At 36.4% G+C, this 16,306-nt stretch carries 18 protein-coding genes; 11 read left to right on the top strand and 7 right to left on the bottom strand.

Annotated elements, in window-relative coordinates:
• Nucleotides 1-124: 124 nt before the first annotated feature.
• The 4 genes from ACIQ1H_RS02765 (at nucleotide 125) to ACIQ1H_RS02750 (ending at nucleotide 2,829) form a co-directional block, all read left to right on the top strand.
• Nucleotides 125-634: a DUF1189 family protein gene (locus ACIQ1H_RS02765; protein WP_402886348.1), complete on the top strand. Its 510-nt coding sequence runs from the start codon at nucleotides 125-127 to the stop codon at nucleotides 632-634.
• A gap of 53 nt (nucleotides 635-687) precedes the next feature.
• A complete protein-coding gene (locus ACIQ1H_RS02760) occupies nucleotides 688-1,032 on the top strand; it encodes a hypothetical protein (protein ID WP_172772018.1) in 345 nt (114 codons plus the stop codon).
• A 96-nt stretch (nucleotides 1,033-1,128) separates the two neighbouring features.
• Complete coding sequence (ispG, locus tag ACIQ1H_RS02755; RefSeq protein ID WP_402886346.1) at nucleotides 1,129-2,244, top strand: flavodoxin-dependent (E)-4-hydroxy-3-methylbut-2-enyl-diphosphate synthase; 1,116 nt, start codon at nucleotides 1,129-1,131, stop codon at nucleotides 2,242-2,244.
• 12 nt (nucleotides 2,245-2,256) lie between these two features.
• Entirely contained in the window at nucleotides 2,257-2,829 is a 573-nt protein-coding gene (locus ACIQ1H_RS02750) for a 5' nucleotidase, NT5C type (RefSeq protein WP_402886344.1), read from the top strand.
• A 120-nt stretch (nucleotides 2,830-2,949) separates the two neighbouring features.
• On the opposite strand, the gene ACIQ1H_RS02745 is transcribed toward ACIQ1H_RS02750, so the two are convergent.
• Entirely contained in the window at nucleotides 2,950-3,078 is a 129-nt protein-coding gene (locus ACIQ1H_RS02745; protein ID WP_255313805.1) for a hypothetical protein, read from the bottom strand.
• Nucleotides 3,079-3,277: 199 nt separating this feature from the next.
• On the opposite strand from ACIQ1H_RS02745, the gene ACIQ1H_RS02740 reads away from it, so the two are divergent.
• The 6 genes from ACIQ1H_RS02740 to ACIQ1H_RS02715 all read left to right on the top strand — a co-directional run bounded on the left by ACIQ1H_RS02740 (nucleotide 3,278) and on the right by ACIQ1H_RS02715 (nucleotide 7,973).
• The gene (locus tag ACIQ1H_RS02740) at nucleotides 3,278-3,763 is read left to right on the top strand and encodes a hypothetical protein (RefSeq protein ID WP_402888529.1); all 486 of its coding nucleotides are present in this window, start codon (nucleotides 3,278-3,280) and stop codon (nucleotides 3,761-3,763) included.
• 183 nt (nucleotides 3,764-3,946) lie between these two features.
• Nucleotides 3,947-4,366, top strand: coding sequence for a MerR family transcriptional regulator (locus tag ACIQ1H_RS02735; RefSeq protein ID WP_402886342.1), 420 nt, complete (start codon nucleotides 3,947-3,949; stop codon nucleotides 4,364-4,366).
• Between the two features lie 31 nt (nucleotides 4,367-4,397).
• Nucleotides 4,398-5,726, top strand: a complete 1,329-nt coding sequence (locus ACIQ1H_RS02730) for a hemolysin family protein (RefSeq protein WP_402888528.1) — start codon at nucleotides 4,398-4,400, stop codon at nucleotides 5,724-5,726.
• Nucleotides 5,727-5,886: 160 nt separating this feature from the next.
• Nucleotides 5,887-6,291: a hypothetical protein gene (locus ACIQ1H_RS02725; protein ID WP_172772022.1), complete on the top strand. Its 405-nt coding sequence runs from the start codon at nucleotides 5,887-5,889 to the stop codon at nucleotides 6,289-6,291.
• Between the two features lie 176 nt (nucleotides 6,292-6,467).
• Nucleotides 6,468-6,920, top strand: coding sequence for a helix-turn-helix transcriptional regulator (locus tag ACIQ1H_RS02720; RefSeq protein WP_402886340.1), 453 nt, complete (start codon nucleotides 6,468-6,470; stop codon nucleotides 6,918-6,920).
• A 318-nt stretch (nucleotides 6,921-7,238) separates the two neighbouring features.
• Complete coding sequence (locus ACIQ1H_RS02715) at nucleotides 7,239-7,973, top strand: metallophosphoesterase (protein ID WP_402886339.1); 735 nt, start codon at nucleotides 7,239-7,241, stop codon at nucleotides 7,971-7,973.
• A 38-nt stretch (nucleotides 7,974-8,011) separates the two neighbouring features.
• Here ACIQ1H_RS02715 and cyoE read toward each other — a convergent pair whose 3' ends face one another.
• Nucleotides 8,012-8,962, bottom strand: a complete 951-nt coding sequence (gene cyoE / locus ACIQ1H_RS02710) for a heme o synthase (protein WP_172772025.1) — start codon at nucleotides 8,960-8,962, stop codon at nucleotides 8,012-8,014.
• 306 nt (nucleotides 8,963-9,268) lie between these two features.
• Here cyoE and proC point away from each other — a divergent pair, with 306 nt between their 5' ends.
• Nucleotides 9,269-10,069, top strand: a complete 801-nt coding sequence (gene proC / locus ACIQ1H_RS02705) for a pyrroline-5-carboxylate reductase (protein WP_402886337.1) — start codon at nucleotides 9,269-9,271, stop codon at nucleotides 10,067-10,069.
• Between the two features lie 60 nt (nucleotides 10,070-10,129).
• Here proC and ACIQ1H_RS02700 read toward each other — a convergent pair whose 3' ends face one another.
• The 5 genes from ACIQ1H_RS02700 to ACIQ1H_RS02680 form a co-directional block, all read right to left on the bottom strand.
• On the bottom strand, nucleotides 10,130-10,783 hold the full coding sequence (locus tag ACIQ1H_RS02700) for an alpha/beta hydrolase (RefSeq protein ID WP_402886335.1): 654 nt from the start codon (nucleotides 10,781-10,783) through the stop codon (nucleotides 10,130-10,132).
• Between the two features lie 258 nt (nucleotides 10,784-11,041).
• A complete protein-coding gene (locus ACIQ1H_RS02695; RefSeq protein ID WP_402886333.1) occupies nucleotides 11,042-11,599 on the bottom strand; it encodes a hypothetical protein in 558 nt (185 codons plus the stop codon).
• 99 nt (nucleotides 11,600-11,698) lie between these two features.
• Entirely contained in the window at nucleotides 11,699-12,880 is a 1,182-nt protein-coding gene (locus tag ACIQ1H_RS02690) for an NAD(P)-dependent malic enzyme (RefSeq protein WP_402886331.1), read from the bottom strand.
• 241 nt (nucleotides 12,881-13,121) lie between these two features.
• A complete protein-coding gene (locus tag ACIQ1H_RS02685; RefSeq protein ID WP_402886330.1) occupies nucleotides 13,122-15,293 on the bottom strand; it encodes a bifunctional diguanylate cyclase/phosphodiesterase in 2,172 nt (723 codons plus the stop codon).
• Nucleotides 15,294-15,576: 283 nt separating this feature from the next.
• Entirely contained in the window at nucleotides 15,577-16,278 is a 702-nt protein-coding gene (locus tag ACIQ1H_RS02680; RefSeq protein ID WP_402886329.1) for a tetratricopeptide repeat protein, read from the bottom strand.
• Nucleotides 16,279-16,306: the final 28 nt, after the last annotated feature.

The raw sequence follows: 16,306 nt of genomic DNA, 5'->3' as shown, positions 1-16,306 counted from the left end.
AAAGAAAACCTTTAACTTCTTTACACAATGTTAACATTTTAGCATCGTATTCTCAGATAAAGTTACGCAGATCCATATCTAGTCATTCCTGAACATGTTAGAATAACGTTTGGAGGTGATATAAATGAAACACTCACAATTATTCATCGATAGTTTAATACACCCTAAAAAACTAGCAGCCTATCGTTTACTACCTATCGGAAAAGTGATCCAATATACCTTTCTATTAATTACGATTGTTACTGTATTTTCTTTTGGACGTTTTTCTGCTGATATGTCTATCAATACCATTGATATTAGCGGTATAACCGAATACATAGAACAAATAAAGTGGCTCTTATACCCTGTTACATTCATTATGCTGTTTGTAATGACGACCATGTTGATTTTTGGACAAATTGCGCTCTATGCATTAGCAGGATTATTTATATTAAAAATCATGAAACGCCGTGGTGAATACCGTCATATTTGGCGCACAACAACATTCGCAATTACATGGGCCATTATTTTGAGCATGCTAGCAGAATACCTTCCAAATGTAGGTACGATTATCTCTATTTTGTCATTGCTTTTAACTTTAACTCTATTAATCGTAGCCTTTACAAAATATCCGAAACAACCAATTTCAAAATAATAGGCATGATTCCCCTCTCTTCTCAATATAGTGTAGAAAAAGGAGGGGATTTTTTGCGTGCATTCTTATTAACTGTCGCAATCGTGCTTATCGCATTTATCGTTAAAGTAGATTTAACAGAGGGAACACTATCTCTTGCTGCCTTCTATCCGAAAGAAAGTCAAAATGCACTTTGTGAAGACCAGCGCGAGCCTACTTACATTAGTGTACAAACTATTCAAGGTGATACGATACATAGCTTATTTGCACTACACCCTGCAAAAGTGCCAATGACCTTTCCAGAACGACTGGAGCTTTTTTATCAATTAAATCCACATTTACAATTACAAGCACTTGTACCAGGCGAAAATATTAAGCTTCCCCTCTCTTTTGCATTCGAAAATAAATGTGGAAAATGAAAAGTTAACGTTTCTTCCTTGTCCTTATTTTCTTACACTGATAAAATAAGTGTCAGTGACGGCTGAAAGTAGTGGCCCGAAAAGGAGAGAAAGTTAATGAGTGAAATTTGTCACCGTTCAAAAACACGTCCAGTACGTGTCGGTAATTTAACAATTGGTGGTAGTAATGAATTATTCATTCAAAGTATGTGTACAACAAAAACACATGATGTCGAAGCAACAGTAGCAGAAATTCTTCGACTTGAAGAAGCAGGCTGTCAAATCGTTCGCGTTGCAGTCCCAGATGAACGTGCGGCTGATGCAATCGCAGAAATAAAGAAACGTATCCATATTCCATTAGTAGCTGATATTCACTTTGACTATAAATTAGCTTTAAAAGCAATTGAAAATGGTATTGATAAAGTTCGTATTAACCCAGGTAACATTGGGCGTAAAGAAAAAGTTGAAGCGGTTGTTACCGCAGCAAAAGCAAAAGGAATTCCTATTCGTATTGGTGTAAATGCTGGTTCATTAGAGCGTCATATTCTTGAGAAATACGGCTATCCAACTGCAGATGGCATGGTAGAATCTGCATTACACCATATTAAAATTTTGGAAGACTTAGATTTCCACGATATTATCGTGTCAATGAAAGCATCAGACGTCAATTTAGCGATTGAAGCATACGAAAAAGCTGCAAAAGCATTTGATTATCCTCTACATTTAGGGATTACAGAATCAGGTACACTTTTTGCAGGGACTGTAAAATCAGCTGCTGGGCTTGGCGCGATTTTGTCAAAAGGCATTGGTAATACGCTACGTATTTCTCTTTCAGCCGATCCTGTGGAGGAAATAAAAGTTGCACGTGAGCTATTAAAATCTTTTGGCCTAGCGTCAAATATGGCAACACTGATTTCATGTCCTACATGTGGACGTATTGAAATCGACCTTATTTCGATTGCAAACGAAGTTGAAGAATACATTTCTAAATTGAATGTTCCTTTAAAAGTTGCTGTTCTAGGCTGTGCCGTAAATGGCCCTGGTGAAGCGCGTGAAGCAGATATCGGTATCGCTGGTGCGCGAGGTGAAGGTCTTTTATTCATGAAAGGCAAAACGGTCCGTAAAGTGCCAGAAGAAACAATGGTAGAAGAGTTGAAAAAAGAAATTGATAAGCTAGCTGCCGAAATGGTAGAAAAACGCGCGGCTGAAGAAGCAGCAAAAGCGAACGCCTAAGGAGGTGCTTGCATGACAAAGCCCCGTTTTGGAATCGATATAGATGGAACAGTCACATGTCCTAGTACACTCATTCCTCACATTAATAAGCAGTATAATGTGAATATTACATTGGATGATGTATGTGAATATGATTTTTTATCAGCATTCCCCCATCCAGTTGATCGCTCAGCTTTCAACGCGTGGTTTAAGGAAAATGAGCCCTATATGTATGAAGTTTCTGAGGCCGCAAAAGATGCCAAAGAAATTTTAAGTGCTTGGCAAAATACTTATGAGCTTTATTACATTTCTGCACGCGGGCAAAATGTATCAGATATTACGATGAACTGGTTTAAATCACAGGCTATCCCATTCGATCATATCGAGCTAATTGGTAGTCATGATAAACTCGCTACAGCGAAAAAGCATAGTGTAGCAGCTTTCTTTGAGGATAAACATGATAATGCTGTGATGCTCGCTGAAGAATTAAAAATTCCTGTAGTATTATTTGATACACCATACAATCGTCTTACTGTACCTGACAATGTTGTGCGTGTTTATAATTGGCAAGAAGCAAATCAATTTATTACGAATTACTTTAAATAATTTGTGTGAAATTAATAACAAAAGAGTCGTGTTTCCTTTATGGAACACGACTCTTTTGTTATTAGTTACAATAAAGAACTTGTCTAAAAATCATTTATGGCAACAAGCTTGATATGCGTTTTATACTTCGAGAATCCCCCGTAACCAACGCTCCACAAAATTTTCGAAAGTTATCCCATAATTATCATATACTGCATGATAAACAAAATATGTTCCTAATCGGTCGAGTATTTCATCATTGATTTTCATCCTAAAACGCTCCCCTTTCGAATAACAATTATTTAAACATTCAATCTATTTATCTTTTACAATCCTCTAAACTTTGGAAAAGGTCGTATCGTTGAAAAAACGTCACAATCTGCCTCTAACATACCCTTTCTTCATAATTTTCTTTTCGATAATATAGTAGTAACAACTAGTGGAACTGGGGGTACTCCTTGTGAAATGGATGACAAAACTAGCTTTCGTAACAAGCCTGTCTGTTTTGCTTGCTGGCTGTGGCGATCGACTAACTGAAATTAAAGATGCCTTTTCGGGCATTAACTCAGCAGCTGATGCAGCAGCTAGCGCAGTTAGCCGCGATGTGCATGCAATTAGAGCACTGACAATTAACTACAACGACGAATCCTTTACAATTAATGATCTTTTTAAAACTATTTTACGTGACATACGCTGGGAATATGACGGTAAAAAAAACGAGCTTCATGTACAAGGCACATGGCAGGCACCATTATTCTCTGAGCAGGCTTGGGATGAACGTATGCAAAAACAGCTTGCTGAATCAGGTTTAGTAAGCGTTACATGTGTAATTGAGGATGACCAAATAGATAGCTCGCAGACGGAAATAACGCTTATATTAAATCAAGAGAAGATACTACAATTAAGTGGCGATGAGGCACTTCGTCACCTATATGATACATATTTCAAAAAATAATTTTTATAGCTTTTCTAACAGTTATCGTTAGAAAAGCTATTTTTATGTAGAGTAACTCCATTTGCACGTCATTCTCTCAAATAAGGCATTTGACACAAAGTAATCTTACAATTTAGAAATATTAAAGCTTTTTATTTGAATGCTCGTAAACCATCACGTTATAATCAAAGTATCACGTGACGGTTGGGAGGTCATTGCATTGGGACAGAAAAACTAAAAATTGGTGAACTTGCTCAAAAAACAGGCATTACAAAAAGAACAATTGATTATTATACAAATTTAGGCCTGTTGGAGGCAGAGCGTTCCGAATCAAACTATCGCTATTACGACCATGCGATGATTGATCGACTTTATTTTATTGAACAGCGTAAACAAGAAGGGCTTTCACTTGGAGAAATACAAGAAGCACTTAATATTCCTAGTTATGAAGAAATCGATGTTCAAATGCTACGTTTAAAAATGCAAGATTTAGAACATGATGTATCATCTTTACTTGAACAAATGAACAATCAAGACAATAAAAATATCCAATCAATAAAAAAAAATGTTTCACCTGAAAGCATTGCACTTATGCAATCTTTATTACTACTTATTAATACCTAGGAGGTGACGTTCTGTTTTGCAGAACGACTATTTGGAGACCATACTGAATTTATCAATTTTCACGATTTTATTAGCGTTAACCGCGTTTTTCGTCGCAACGGAATTTTCAATTGTTAAAATGCGTTCCTCTAGACTTGACCAATTAATCGCAGAGGGCAATAAGAAAGCTATTCCCGCGAAGCATGTTGTCAATCACTTAGATGAATACCTATCTGCCTGTCAGCTTGGCATAACGATAACAGCACTTGGCATCGGGATGGTAGGAGAAAAAACCTTTGAATTTATGCTGCACCCATTTTTTGAAATAATCGGAATTTCTGATAAGTATATACCGATTTTCACAATTGGTACCGCTTTCGCTATCGCTACTTTTTTACATGTTGTCGTTGGAGAATTGGCACCAAAAACTGCAGCTATCCAAAAGACGGAAAAGATTGCATTACTTTTTGCTAAACCGATTATCGCTTTCTATAAATTGATGTACCCATTCATTTGGTTTTTGAACGGATCAGCACGTATTCTTCTAGGCTTCTTCGGCATGAAGCCAGCAAATGAGCACGAGATATCGCATACAGAAGAAGAATTGCGCTCATTGCTATCTGAAAGTTTTAAAAGCGGTGAAATCAATAAAACTGAGTTAAAATTCGTTAATAATGTTTTTGAATTTGATGAGCGGATTGCTCGTGAAATTATGGTTCCCCGCACAGAAATGGCAGGCATTGAAAAGAACGAAACCTTTACCAATATTATTCATTTTATTGCCTCTGAAAAATATACTCGCTACCCTATTTATGATGGCGACCGAGATAATATTTTGGGCTTTATTAATGCAAAAGAGTTATTCACCCATGGTTTACTAGAACAATTAACTGATGAATCATTTGTGCTTGAAGATTTTATTAACCCTGTTATTCGAGTTATTGAAACGACACCTATTCAACAATTACTTGGACGAATGCAAAAGGAACGCATTCATATGGCTATTTTAATGGATGAATACGGTGGAACTTCTGGACTTGTAACGGTTGAAGATATTTTAGAAGAAATCGTTGGGGAGATTCGTGATGAGTTTGACGATGATGAAGTTGCTGAAATTCGAAAATTAGGCGATAATCACTATATTTTGAATGCTAAAATGCTTGTAGAAGATGTAGAAAACCTACTACAAATTTCACTAGATACAGATGATGTTGAAACACTCGGTGGTTGGTTCTTAACTGTCAATAATGGCATTAAGGCTAGTAAAAATATTGAGCTAGCACAGTATGTATTTAGCATCTTTGAACAACATGGTCATCAGCTTCACTATATCGAAGTTCGTCCCCTTGTTAAAGCTGCCCCTGTTACAACAGAAGGCTAACTGGACACTTTTCCTTATTCATTTGAAGTATCAAATGGCAATCAAAACTTAAGATAAATATGGCTCTACTAGTATTTCTATATACTTTTCGACTCATTCCATTATTAGCCATATTTATATATAATGAAGATATAAATGATTCTTTTCAGGGGGCAATGCTATGAAACTTTTTAAACTATATCATTCTGACGGTATCCACATTATTACCGATGTCAAAAAACACAAGACAAATATCGAATTAAAAACAATAACTGGGGAAATTTTATATATTATCGTTGTAACGGACGAAAACTATACAGTATACGATGACCGCTTTGCTGGGGCTTCTAAGCAGTTAAATTCTGTTGAAGCATTCGATATTGATGGAAGCTTCAGAAGTCTTGACTTTGATAATATGCGTTCATTATTCAAAGAAGCATTTACGAAACTATTACAAGAAATCGCTGAGTGTGTAAATGATGGAGACGAGCTTGTGGATCTTGATACACTTCGTCATAAAGTAAGTGCCCAAATTAAAGGAATTCATTTCAGGGTTATTTCTGATACAAAAAAATATGAATATTAATAACCCATAATCACAAGCAGCAGACTGTTCAATGAGTAAGAATCTTCTTTGAGCAGTCTTTTTCTGTCGCTCCGTATTCATTCACCGATCGTATGCTAGCTCTCCAAATCTTTGCCCTACTATTTTGACTTTCATGTATAATGAACCATAACAACCTAGATAGAAAGGATGTTTGCATGAATCGTGAACAACTAATTTTACTCATTTCAGAGAAGTTAAAATTAATTCGAACAGAAAGATCATTAACGCAAGATCAAATGAGCAACCTATTAGGACTTTCCAAAAAAACACTCGTGCAAATTGAAAAAGGTCGAATTCAAACTGGTTGGACTACTGCAGTTGCAATATGCGCATTATGTCGTGAAAGTTCAATTTTACAGCATGAGCTAGGCGGTGATCCCCTTGAGGTTGTTGACCTAATTGCCAACAATGGCACTTTACAACCTAAGGAAAAAACGATGGGCGGATACATATGGTGGAAAAACGTAAATGAGTGGAAAGGCTATCGTTTACAACAAAATATGATTAGTCAGCATTATCGAATTTTAGATACCGACAACTATCGCCTGCTTTCAACCTTTGAGGAAAGCATTGCTGAGCAAGAATGGAACAAAATCAAAAACACTTAAATTCTGATTTGAATATAAATCCCTAATGGCAAGGAGGTTTATATTCAAATACTATATTTCCCAACAAAACTACCGTTCCTTTTATGCTCCTCTAGTGCTTTCACTATAATAACTCCCCTCACTTCTTGCAAATTTATAGACAAACGATTAAATGCTCATTAACGCTCTGACATAAGATAAAAGATGTCGATAAGTTACTTATCTAATACAAGGTTCAGGTACCTTTGCCGTCATTAGTAAATGAGAAAAGTCGAATATTGTAAGATTCTTCTCTATAATGAAAAGTAACGCCTGCTATACTAGAAAGGATGCTTTTTTATGACACGTATACTAGCAATTAGTGATATACATGGGGAACTAGAGCTTTTGGAAGAATTATTGATAAAAGTAAAGTTCGATGCAACAGAAGATGAGCTATTTTTACTTGGTGATTATATTGATCGAGGTCCAGCTTCTTGCGGCGTTTTAAATATTGTTGCTGAACTACAAGCGACTGGGGCTAGGGCTCTACTAGGGAATCATGAAGCTATTATGCTAAAAGCCTGTCGTTCAGGAACACCAAAGGCTTGGCATCATTGGACATCGCTCTGTGGTGGAGATGCAACACTTGCCAGCTATGGCTATCATTTGGATGATTTCAAAGACGCTATTGAAAGTAATACATTGCCTAATTACATTCAAACATTACCGAAACTGGAAGAACATTTACAACTTATAGAAACTTTTGAAACGTATATAGAGTTAGAAGATGCCATTTTTGTTCATGGCGGTGTTGTGCCTGGGATAGCATTGTCTGACACAGATCCTTTACAACTTATCTGGATTCGAGAAGAATTTCATACAGGCTATAATGGAGAGAAAACCGTAATTTTTGGGCATACCCCTACCTACAAGTTGCATCAGGATCCAACAAATTACGATGTTTATTTTGGTGATAATAATATTATTGGTATAGATGGTGGTGCTGTTTTTGGAGGGAAGCTTCACGCGCTCGAATGGCCGTATCGTCATATTACTTCTGTAAAAAGTGAAAAGCCAACAAGCTTAAAATAACTTGTTGGCTTTTCACTTTATTTCACCTATAGCTACAGTTAATATAGTTTAAATATAACCCCAGCTAGCGAATAAATAATTACTGTTGAGAAGAGAATCGTCATATGCAATAGTGAGAAAACAAACATTTTAGTCGCCCACTTCTCTTGATTTTTATTGCTATGATAACCGTAAATACTCATTGCAAGCCATGCGACACTTAATATAAGTGCTACAAGCATAATACCCTTACTTAACGAACCAAATAAAAAGCTTGATAATATGAGCAAAATTAAATAAAAGTTCGTTTGGTAATAAGTACGGCGCATCCCTTTAATGACAGGTAACATCGGAACATTGGCCGCTTCATAATCTGCATGCTTACGAATGGCAATGGCATAAAAGTGTGGCATTTGCCAGATGACCATAACAAAAAAGAGACCCATTAAAGCTGGGTGTGTAATATCTGAAGATACAGCCGCCCAACCAATTAAAGGTGGTACAGCGCCTGATATACTCCCTACTTCGGTATTATAAATTGTTCGACGTTTTGTCCACATTGTATATGGTACAACATATAAAAAGACACCAATAAAACCAAATAATGCAGCTAGTGGTGATGCTAGTGCTAGTACACCTATTCCAACAATTAGCATAGCAATTGCTAAAATTAACGTTGCTTTTGCTGACATTTCACCTGTTACTGTAGGACGACTTTTCGTACGTGGCATAATGGCATCAATATCACGGTCATACACATTATTAAACGCACCTGCAGCACCGATTACAAGCGCTGAACCTATTGTTGCAAAAATGATTTCTGGTATATTGTCCAAAAGCGTCATTTTATTTTTATACATCCCTAGCGTTAAGCCAGCCCACATAGGAATTAAATTGGATTTAATAATACCTGTTTTAACTGTTTGTGCTAAAACATTAGAGAGTGAATGTTTCTCTATTGTCTTTTCTACAGTCTGTGGATTTTGATCCGTTTTTAGATTTTGTTCCATTCCTCTTAATTCCTTTTCTATTATAATTTCTATATGTGTCCTTCGATAGAAAGAGACATTTTTTGCATTCTACATATCAAATTATTATTTTACCTCTTTTAGGGTGACTATGTCTCAAAGTTCACATAAAGTACATGATTTCATGAATGAAATAGGTTTAAGCCAGATCACAACTTCTTCTATGATACCACCGACTAGCATGAATTTGAACCTAATTGCCTTCTTTCCTGCATAATACTATTCAAGAAAAACAATCTACTCTATACTATGAAGTATGTTCTAATTAATTGAAGGAGTGTCTAACACGTGAAATATGGATTTATTGGTCTAGGTAATATGACCACAGCCATTATAAAAGGAATGTGCAATAGCGGTGATTTTGATTCCTCTTATATATATGGCTATAATCGTACAAAATCTAAAACAACTAAACTTGCAACCTCTTATGGCATACAACCGACAACTTCCATCGAGGAACTCATGGTGAATTGTGATGTCATTATTTTAGGTGTAAAACCACAAATGCTTCCTGATGTTTTGCCAGAAGTTAAAAATTATTTACAAGAAAAGCACATGATTGTATCAATTGCTGCTGGTAAAAATCTCAACTACTTCCAAGGCTACCTTTCAGAGTCCACACCAATTATTCGCGTTATGCCAAATATTAATGCTCTAATCGGTGCTTCAACAAGTTGCTACACTGCAAATGAGCAAGTGACAGATTCACAACTCCGTCTCATTACAACATTATTTGAAACAATTGGCACGATTATTGAAGTACCTGAACACTTATTCTCCATCTTTACGACAATCGGAGGGGCTTCACCCGCTTTCACCTATATGTATATAGATGCATTAGCGCGAGCAGCTGTGCGTGAAGGGATGCCTAAAAATATGGCACTTGACATTGCAGCGAATGCCGTACTGGGCAGTGCGAAAATGATTTTACAATCAAAAGAACACCCATGGGCACTTGTCGATCAAGTTTGCTCTCCAGGCGGCACAACAATTCAAGGTGTTTCTTCCTTGCAAAGCAATCATTTCGAAACGACAATCCATGATGCAGTTGCCGCTGTAACGGATAAGGATCGCAGTCTTTCTAAATAATAAAAGAAAATAGTAAAAGGCATTGAGAAGTTTCTTCCCAATGCCTTTTATTTTCTAACCTTACTGAATGTTCTCTTGTAATTGTTGTGTTAAAAACATCACTAAATCCTGTCTGTTTTCCGGTGTAACACCATGACCATCTGGATATTGTTTGAATGTAACAGAAGCACCGAATTGCTCAAATAGTTCCTTACTTTCAACACCCCATTGCGAAGGAATGACATAATCATAATCGCCATGAGAAATAAAGGCATGTAAATGATTCACTGTACGGATCGCATATTCCTCAGTGACAAATTTTGGCGTGTATCCACTTAATGCGACAATGCCTGTAATTAAATTGCCCATCACAAAAGCTAATGACTGTGCCAAAACCGCACCTTGACTAAATCCAAGAACATAAACTTTGTGAGGATCAATTTGGAACTCTTCAATTGCTTCTAACATAAAGCGTTGTAGAGCAATTAACACTTTGTCAAAAATAGCTCGATCTGGTTTTCCAACTTCCTGAATAGTGAAAAACGCATAACCAGGCTTTTGCGTAATAGGACCTCTTAAGCTAATTATATGACATTGGCCTTGAAATTCTTGTACTAATTGCGGTAGATCATCCTCATTACTACCCATTCCATGCAATAAGAAAATAGCTGGATATTTTTTAGTTGGGTCCATATTTGTTGGCTGTGTATGTTTAAAAGTGAATGGTGTATTCATGGACATAATTCCTTTCAAGTAAACTCAGTCCTATTTTATCATAATGCGCGATTATCCTGCACAGATGTTGTTTTTTATATAGCATTGAATTGTTTGAGTGACTGGCACTCCCCTTAGATAGGAAAATCCACTTTGCTTGTTGTGGGCACGACGTAAGCCGCAACCATCGCGAACGCGCGGCTTGGGGCAGCTTACATTGCGTGGGTTCCCGCAAGTTCAAAGTGGATAAAATTCAGAATTGTTTGGGTGCCAGGCACTCTATTTTAAGTTTGTTTTCGAAATTAACCCGTCTGTATGGTAGGCTATATAACCGTTGATGATGCGCACCGTTTCCTGTGGGTCAGCTTCAAATAATACGTTTGATTGCTCAGGTGTTGATACAAGCACTGTCAGTAAGTCCATACGCATTGAATGGCCAGCAGAGCTATAAGCATAATCATAAATAATATCTTCTTCTGCTAGGCCATCTGTTTCGTATTGTTGATGGAACAACTCTTTCGCCATCTCCATTCGTTCAGCTACTTGCTGGCGAATGCGCATCTGATGCATAAGTAATTCCTCTTCCAATACTGCTGGTGTTAACCATTGTTTTTTCTCTAGCATATTAATAAGTTCTTTTTCCCAAACTTGCTCATTATCAGTGAAATACAGCATATTCACCATCAACATATCCCAAAATTCTGTTTCAGATAATGCTGATTGGCGTTGCATAGCAATCGTCTGATTAAAGTGCTGCTCAACCTTTTCAATATTCATATTACGTACTAAATGATTACATACTTTTTCTATAAATTTATTCGCTACTTCTTGTGCCATGATAAAAACCCGTCCTTATCTCAACAAATCATTTCTTTCCTATCATACCATGATTGTTGAATAGAAAGAAATGGACAGCGCTTAGCTTTGGCTATAAGGTTAGTGAAATAATTCGGATACACCTGACTTAATTGCTGCATCTCCAACAGCCTTTGCAACAATGTTTGCTACACGCTCATCCATCGATTTTGGGATAATGAATTCTTCAGATAAGTCTTTGGTAGATACTAATGATGCAATGGCATCTATTGCTGCTAGCTTCATTGCCTCATTTATATCCGTGGCGCGAACATCCAACGCACCTCTAAAAATTCCTGGGAACGCCAATAAGTTATTTACTTGATTAGGATAATCTGAACGACCTGTTGCCATGACACGAACGCCCCATGCTCTTGCATTGTCATAGGTGATTTCTGGATTAGGGTTTGCTAGAGCAAAAACAATCGGATTTTTATTCATTGACTCAATATGCTCTTTTGTTAATAAATTGGCAACTGATACACCAATAAACACATCACTTTGTGCAATGGCATCCTCTAATGTCCCTTTTAAATTTAGCGGGTTAGAGATTTTTGCAATTTGGTCTTTAATGCTATTCATCCCTTCCTTTCGACCACTATAAATAATCCCTTTAGTATCACACATCACAACATTTTTATATCCCAATTGTAGTAAAATACGTAAAATCGCTATTCCCGCTGCACCTGCTCCATTAATGACTACCTTCATGTCCTCTGGCTTTTTGTTAACAATTTTCATTGCATTAACTAAGCCAGCTCCTACTACTATCGCCGTTCCATGTTGATCGTCATGGAATACTGGAATATTACATTCCTGACGAAGACGATTCTCGATTTCAAAGCATCTTGGTGCTGATATATCTTCAAGATTAATACCACCAAAAGTAGGAGCGATCGCCTTAACGATTCTAACAATTTCATCGACATCCTGTGTTGCAAGACAAATAGGAAAAGCATCAACATTGGCAAAACGCTTTAGCAAAATTGCCTTTCCTTCCATCACAGGTAATGCCGCTTCTGGGCCGATATCACCTAAACCGAGAACTGCCGTCCCATCCGTAACAACGCCAACTAAATTTCCTTTAATGGTGTAATCGTAAACTGCTTGCGGATTTTTTTGGATTTCAATACAAGGTTGTGCAACGCCAGGTGAATAAGCAAGACTTAAATCATATGTATCCTGTACTGGCACCTTTGCAACAATCTCCATTTTCCCTCGTGCTTCTTTGTGCAGCTCTATTGCTTTTTGCATAATATCCATCGGCAAAACTCCTATCTTTCATTCCTTATCCTACAAAAATACGCCCCTATAAAATGACAAATAGCATACGTTATAGTACTAACCAAAATTACATATTTAATACAAAACGTATTATTAGCTCTTGAATACTTTACAGTGTAGATGTTTCGCGAAGGCTTGCGTCTAGCGGACATCACCAGCACAAAAAAGTGTTAGATTGAATTGCAATCAATCTAACACTTTTTCATTTGTTCCATTACAATTAGACATGTAATTGCTCTAAAATATTTTGTGCATTATGCTGGAGCATTTGATAGTTTTCTTGTAAAGAAGATGGATGTAATGGCTTACTAAATAAAAAGCCTTGAACTGTTTCACAATGACCTGCCAATAAGTAATTAAGCTGCTCTACTTCCTCAATTCCTTCGGCAACTACCTTTAAACGGAGATGCTTAGCCATCGATAATATCATATCAACTAATGCCTTATCCGTATCATCGCTTTGAATTTTTTGCACGAAGGAACGATCAATTTTTAAACAATCAATTGGAAAATCCTTTAAATAGGATAACGATGAGTAACCTGTCCCAAAATCGTCTACAGCAATTGTTACACCAAGTGCCTTTAATTGATGTAAAATCATCGTCATATGATCTATATTGATTGTCATACTTTCTGTAATTTCCAGTTGTAAATATTTAGGATCCAATTCTGTTTGCTCAAGGACATGCTGAATCATCTCAACTATATTTTGCTGAAACAGTTGACCTAATGACAGATTGACTGCTACTTTAATGGGCGGTAATCCAGCTCTCTCCCATTCCTTCACTTGCTGACATGCTGTTTCTAACACCCATTGCCCAATCGGAATAATTATTCCTGACTCCTCCGCAATTGGAATAAAGACGCCTGGTGAAATCATCCCCTTACGAGGGTGTTGCCAACGGACCAATGCCTCGACAGAGAGAATTTGCCCTGTTTGTAAATCAACCTGTGGCTGATATTCTAACAATAATTCATTATTGTCAATTGCATGATGTAAATCATTTTCTAAAATAAGTTTCTCTGTAATTTCGCTCGACATTGACGTTTCATAAAATAATATGCGTGAAGGCACTTTGCTAGCTTCATGCATTGCATAAACAGCATACCTTACAAGTTCCTCTTCCTTATAGGCATCTGTTGGGAATAAAGATATTCCTATATTTAAATTCCCATTTAGTGAAAAATGCTGGATTTGGAATGACTCCAACATAGCCACCTGTAGCTGTTTACAAAGCTGCATAATATGTTGTGTACTTTTCGCCTCATCAAGAAAAACGATAAAACAATCTTCTCGTTGCATACTTAGTAAATATTTTTCAGGTAAGCTATCCTTCAACCTTTGTGCCACCATACTAAGCAATTTATCTGCATATGAGCTGCCCAGTGAAGCTTTAATCGCTGAAAACCGTTCGATTTCTAAAGCTAAAATAGCCTTATTGCCTTTAGTTTTATATAAGTTTTTTTGCAGTGATTCCATTAAAAAGCGTTCATTTGGTAAGTTTGTCACTTCATTATGATAAGCCATGTGATGCATCTTTTCTCTGGATTTTTCCAGATGTTTTTGCATTTCTAATAATTCCCGAAACGGCTTTTCTATGGAGGAGAAATACACTGCTTTAAAAAGGAGATAAAATGAACTTAATTGAAAAATATGCCCTAAAAAATTTTTTATATCGTAGACATCCCGATATATAGTAAAAAGAATATCACTAATGATTAAATAAATAGAACTTCCTAGTAATAAAAAAATGATTTTAGGTGCATTGTTAATTTTTGTTATCAATATGTACATGATGACGAGGTGACAAACAATTGCGACATACTGCAATGAAGTTTTCAAAGTTGTTGGTCCAACACCATCAATAACAAGTGGTGGTAGTACAGGATTCGGCGCGTAGATCAGCATAAGTAAAGCAGCAATGACAAATAATGGTGTACTATAAATAAACCATCGATATGTATTTTTTTGAATAGGTTTTTCCTTTAAACAAAAAATGCCTAGGATTCCACAGGACAATACTAATCTACCAATCATATAAAACCATGTTGCGGCATAACTAGAACTCTCCGTAATAAAAAATGGCATTCCTTTATAGGCAAGTGCATGAGCTACTTCAATAAAACTACAGGTTAAAAACAAAGCACCAATGTATAAAGTCTTATTCGATAAAATATATGGTGTCGTTAACCACGACTGTATGGCAATGGTCATTGTTACTACAATAATAAGAATTTCCATTAGCAAATGAATGGAAACATAATTGTTTTTTCCGAAAATCGCGTAAAATTCTTCACTCCAGTAACCGATAATTAGCAGAATAACAATGGAGTATATAATGTATTGAATCCCTTGCCTCACAAAAGAATATTGTTTATTTAATTCCCACAAGATGACACCTACCTTCTCTTTGCCCATAAGTAATTCATTATGTATATATAATTTAAAGCTAATATTCTACTAATAGATTACCATGATATACCTAAATTTCAATCAAAAGAAAATTTTGTTTATAGTCTTTATTGAGCACGGATGAAAAATTTATAGAATTACTAAATTCCTATTAAAATTCTCTTCAATATTAGTAGTTTTCCAATAAAAACAGAAAAACTGAAGACAACTCGAATTTTATGAGTTGTCTTCAGCCTTAAAATAAATATTTCTAAGTATGCGTTTATGAGAATACATAACTATCCATATTATCTATTGTATTTTGAATAGCCTCTTTTAATGAATGCTGCTGCTCGCCGCAAGCAGCAATCGCTTCTTCTAATACAATCGCCGCATTGGCCATAAACGGAGCCATCTGTAAATCTTTTGCAAGTTGAATGAGTACAAGTGCTTTATTCCACTTCCAGCGTGCATTTGTTGGATCTAAATTAATCGCTTGTTCCAAATAAGCAAGTGCATCAAAAGGCATCCAACCAAAACGATGCATTGTTTGTCCTGTTATCCCCCAGAATACAGCCTTGTTCGGATTTTCTTTAACTGCTTGTTTGAAGCAATGGACACTTTCATTATAATGATGTGCAAATAAAAATAGCTCCCCCTGAGTAAAAAATGATAGTGCTTTTTCATCTGCTGTTCCTGTTCTAGCAACGTGCTCTAGCTCTTTAACACGCTTAGAGAATGCAGCTTCGTCTTTTAGCGCACGTATTTCTGCAACAGCATCGGATTCAGGGTAACTTTCATTCGCGCGTTCAGCATGCTGTGTTTCTACTAAAAGTGTTGGCTTTGGCAATGTAGCAAAATCGTACTCTTCTAGCAAAGTTAGATATTTAATAGCTAACGCCTTTTCGGGTCCTTCTTTTACTTGCAAAGCTGCTTCATAACATTTCATTAGCTCTCCATTATAAAAGTAATCATCCATTGTCATACAAATTTCCTCCAGTTTAAACCTACAG

The sequence above is a fragment of the Lysinibacillus sp. NPDC097279 genome (genome assembly GCF_044761745.1).
GTDB lineage: Bacteria > Bacillota > Bacilli > Bacillales_A > Planococcaceae > Lysinibacillus.
The sequence above is the reverse complement of the archived record's forward strand: the minus strand, read 5'-3'. Positions and strand labels throughout refer to the sequence as shown.